Below are 3,053 nucleotides of genomic sequence, written 5' to 3'. Positions count from 1 at the left end.
ACGCCCAATCTTCCACTGTGATCACCCATCCAATCGTGGTCGAGTGGACTAGTTTTCAACCGTCGATTCTGGCTGGGTATTCAACCGTCGCTGACACGGGGTAACCGGGACGGCCCTTCGGCGTGAGCGTCGCAGTTCTATCGAGGGGAGGGAGTGAGCGGTTGGGGTCCGGCTTACGGGCAGTTAATGGGGAGGTCAATGCCTACCTGCGATGGTCCGGCGACAACGGGCGGCGGTTAGCGGGGAAAGGCCGCCATGTTCTCTAGCAACACTGAAAGACAGATCCGCAACGACTTCTCGACTTCCAAATCGCTTTGACAAGCACGACGCAGACACTGTCAGGTCATGCGCCTACGCGACATCTGGAGCGCCAGCAACGGTGGTGTCGCGCGGTCGAGGGGAAGTGCGAGTCACAGCTTCCACCAGATCCCCCTGGAGTGGGGCGTGAACCCCAGAGCGTAATAGAACAGTTGATCCGAGCCGACATAGGCGGCCCGGGCGCCCAGGTCTCGGCAACGCCGCGCGGCTTCGAGCACGGCAGCGCGTCCGAGGCCGCGACGTCGGTGGTCGGGGTCGGTGCACACCGGCTCGACGAGGGCGTAAGTTGTGCCGGGCTCGTGCCAGATTCCGCAGTAGGCGGCGTAGTCCCCGTCGGGGGCGACGACCAGCATGTTGAGTTCGGGGTTGAGGTGTGGTCCAGATACGCTGGTTAGGCGTTCCTGGATCGCCTCGGCGTTGGCTCTCGGGAGTCCAGGGTTATTGAATCCGCGGTGCAGGAGTCGGTCGAAGCGGAGCATGTCGCGTTCGTTCGCGAGGCTGGCGATGCGATAGCCGGCGGGGAGGCGGTAGGACAAGTCCCCGGCGAGGTCGAGGACGGCGTTTGCTTCGGCCTCTGCCGTCGCGGTCAAGCCGTGCGCGGCGGCGATGCGCTGCAGGTTGTGGTCGGTTTCACCGACGAGCACCCTGACTTCCCCGCCCCGGGTGAGGTGCTCGAGCGCGTACTGGAGCATGTCTGGCAGCAGGTCGGCGTGTTCGGGGTCAGTTAGTAGGTAGGCCGAGCCGAGTTCGGTTTCGTAGGTGACGACAGCCACCACGCGTCCGTTGTGCTCCCAGATTCTAATGCGGTGCAGCGCGCTGGCGTCGAGGTAGGGCAGGGAAAACATCCATTCCCATCGCCCCCACAGGAAGCCGGGGGTGGTCGGGATTGCATGGTTGATCCGTACGAGGAAGTCGCGCACACGGTGGAACTCGTCGGTGAAGCCGGTTGTTCCCGGATGTTGGTGGGCTATTGCGGTCATGTTGGGGATCTTTCTCTTAAACGGATGCCCGCTGTTGAACGGATGCCCGGTGGGGGGGGGGGTTCATGGGTGGGAGCTTCGGATGCGGCGGGACCGTGCCCCGAGAGCTAGGGCCCCTGCGGCGAGGACGCTGGTGAGTGGTGGATTCGTCGGCCAAACCAGGGATTGTACAAGGCGCGTGAAACCGAGGCCGTCATTTCGGGAGCCTCGGCCTCCGCACCCGTAAAACTTGGCCCGACGTGTTAGCCGCTGCGGCGTCGGGGTTGTAGGTGATGGTGTCGAGGTTGTATTCAAAGTAGACGAACTGGTCTCGGGGGGCAGTGGGATGCCAACGGCCCTCGCCGCGGGTGGCGAGTCGCCGGGTGCCGAAAGTTCGATAGTCGCTCACGGGTGTCGACCAGGGTTGAGGGGTGAAGGTGGAGCCGTCCTGACTGGTGCTCATCCGGTCGTCGGAGATGAAGTCGACGAGGTCGCCGTCGCGGAAGGTCAGGTCGGCGGTCACGGTCTGCGCACCGTTGGTGAATACCCCGCGGACATGGCTGTCGTCGAGGGGCTGCCAGACGATGGGTGCGTCAATGAGTGCCACGGGGGCGAGGATGCAGAGGTCGTTGAACAGTGTCACGGTTTCGGCCCGGTCCATCTCCGGCCCTGCAGCATTTGCCATCGGCAGCATCGAGCACAGCTTGACGCGCATGGTGGCGGTGGGCCCGACGAGGACGTGGAGGACGTCGACCGGCAGGCTGAACATCGTGGCGTCCATCCAGAACAACCGGCTGGGCGCGGGCCCGTAGGTGTTGACCTGCTCGCCGGTGTAGGTCATCCATCGCGACGTGGCGCTGGCACGTATCCGGCCGTGAATTTTGGCGCGCAGGGAGGACACTCGGGGTTGACCGACTGCCCCGGAGCGCCGGACGTGCTCGGCGACCAGCTCTGGCAGGTGGGCCAGGTCGGCTTCGGTCACAACCACGTCTGAGCGCGGTTGGGCTTCGCTGAGCGCGGCCTGGACGAGACGCTGGTACTCGGCGCGGTAACTCGTGGGGCCGTGGGACACGAAGGTGTATCCCAGGGCGGCCAACAGCAGGAGGTTTGCCAGCGTGCCTGTTTTAGCGTCGCTCCATGAGGTGAGGATTGCGGCCTGCGAGATCAGGACGCCGATAGTGCCGGCGACCCACCACCTGCGATTGCGGGCCGCGAGCAGCACCCCGGTCGCTACGACTACGATCGCGGCGGTCAGCCAGACCAGGCCGAGCGCCGGTTCGATCGGCTGGGTGAGAGCCTCCACCTCCGCCCAGTCGAACCCTTTGGCTGCGCCGAGCAGGTGGATGAGACCGTGCCCGACGAGCACGACAACGACGAACCACCGCATGAAGGTTCTCATCGGGTCGCGTCCCGAATTTGGCGGGGGAATGAGTTTTCGACGCGGTTTATGCGGGTGGCTGACATGGTGTGTGCCTTCGTTTTCGTGGGGTTGGGGTGGGTTGGGTTGGGCTGGTGGTGGTGACTCAGTCGGATGCGACGGCGTCGAGCACGGGTAGTCGGGCGGCACGGGATGCTGGCCATAATGCGGCCAACACGCCGACGACGACAGCCAAGGCGAGCATGCCGGCGAGCTGCGCCCAGGGGATGGCCAGCGTGGTCAGACCGACCCCGTTGAACACGGTCGGCATCACTGATGCAATGGCAACGCCAAGAACAACGCCGACGACGGTGCCGAACAGGGCCGTCAAGACGCTCTCGATGGTGATGATCCCGGCC

Annotated in this window: 3 protein-coding genes; all 3 read right to left on the bottom strand. The window is 64.7% G+C overall.

The window, feature by feature from the left end:
- Window positions 1-410: 410 nt before the first annotated feature.
- Window positions 411-1,298, bottom strand: a complete 888-nt coding sequence (locus E3T23_RS13170; RefSeq protein WP_134370914.1) for a GNAT family N-acetyltransferase — start codon at window positions 1,296-1,298, stop codon at window positions 411-413.
- A 193-nt stretch (window positions 1,299-1,491) separates the two neighbouring features.
- Window positions 1,492-2,664 carry a DUF6544 family protein gene (locus tag E3T23_RS13165; RefSeq protein WP_166806295.1) on the bottom strand — a complete coding sequence of 391 codons (1,173 nt, stop codon included), beginning with the start codon at window positions 2,662-2,664 and terminating at the stop codon, window positions 1,492-1,494.
- A gap of 136 nt (window positions 2,665-2,800) precedes the next feature.
- The coding region (locus E3T23_RS13160; RefSeq protein WP_134370910.1) for an FtsX-like permease family protein at window positions 2,801-3,053 on the bottom strand (253 nt) is incomplete at its 5' end.

The organism is Cryobacterium cheniae (genome assembly GCF_004403395.1).
In the GTDB taxonomy this organism is placed as follows: Bacteria; Actinomycetota; Actinomycetes; order Actinomycetales; family Microbacteriaceae; genus Cryobacterium; species Cryobacterium cheniae.
Note: the sequence above shows the minus strand (reverse complement) of the source record. Positions and strands in the feature narration are given on the sequence as shown.

Bases quoted from the DNA above. Each gene is read 5' to 3' on its own strand.
- E3T23_RS13170 (WP_134370914.1), bottom strand. From the start codon at position 1,298: ATGACCGCAATAGCCCACCAACATCCGGGAACAACCGGCTTCACCGAC.
- E3T23_RS13165 (WP_166806295.1), bottom strand. From the start codon at position 2,664: ATGCGGTGGTTCGTCGTTGTCGTGCTCGTCGGGCACGGTCTCATCCAC.